This window comes from Wolbachia endosymbiont of Tuta absoluta (genome assembly GCF_059414725.1).
This window is the reverse complement of the sequence record NZ_JBNRJY010000054.1, coordinates 1-892: the sequence shown is the minus strand read 5'-3', so window position 1 is coordinate 892 and position 892 is coordinate 1. Positions and strand designations below refer to the sequence as shown.

Annotated in this window: 2 pseudogenes; one reads left to right on the top strand and one right to left on the bottom strand. The window is 32.2% G+C overall.

Features of this window, described 5'->3' with window-relative positions:
- A pseudogene (locus ACJ5GX_RS00390) lies at positions 1 to 241 on the bottom strand (IS630 transposase-related protein); the annotation flags it as partial.
- Between the two features lie 62 nt (positions 242 to 303).
- Between ACJ5GX_RS00390 and ACJ5GX_RS00385 the strand changes: the two are divergent.
- Positions 304 to 759, top strand: a pseudogene (locus ACJ5GX_RS00385) (ankyrin repeat domain-containing protein); the annotation flags it as partial.
- Positions 760 to 892 lie beyond the last annotated feature (133 nt).

Below are 892 nucleotides of genomic sequence, written 5' to 3'. Positions count from 1 at the left end.
TGACTGAGTTTTGCCACCTTGCTCATTTGCAAATTCGGCAAATGCATTCCAGTCGGTAATTTTATGCCACGCTTCCAAGCTTTTTTGATTGAAAATCTCCCGTTTTCTCACGTCTTTTCTTCCACTCATATAAAGTTGTTTTTCCAATCTTAAATCTCTTGGCAACAGTTTCTCCACTCTCTCCTTCATCCAATGCTTCCATTACCTTTTTCCTTAAGTCATAACTATATGCTGCTGGCATGCTTACCATCACTACTATAAATCCATATCTTACCTTTTTTGGACTATTATGAGAAGTGCTATAACTTACAAGATTATGAAAATAAAACACCATTACATTATGCTGAAAGACTTAAAACAATAGAGGTTTTACTAACGCGAGAAGATATAGATCCTTTGATTAGAGATGATAAAGGCAAAACACCATTTTGTTATGCAAGAGAAAGGAATAAACAAGATATAGTGGAAATTTTAATGAGTAGTAAATATGGAGAAGATAAAAACAGTTTACTTCATTTAGCTGCAAAAAAAGGATATGAGGAGTTCCTAGAAGAGATTTTAGAAGAGGGAGTTGAAGTAGATATTTTAAACAATAAAGGAGAATCAGCGATATATCTTGCAGCAATAAATAGACATTTTAATATAGTAAAATTACTGCTAAAGAAAAGAGCAGATGCTACAGATGTTTTTCAGTACGCAATAACAACAAATAACGTAAAACTGATAAAGTTATTAAGCAAAGAAAATATAGTTTTATTGTCCCAAATTTGGGAGAAAAACCCTGGACTTGAAGTCCATCCTTTTAAGAATATAATTTTAAGGTGAAAAATCTGAAAGAATGTGGAATATTATAGAAAAAGCAGTCACTCTGTATATATATCACATAGTGTGG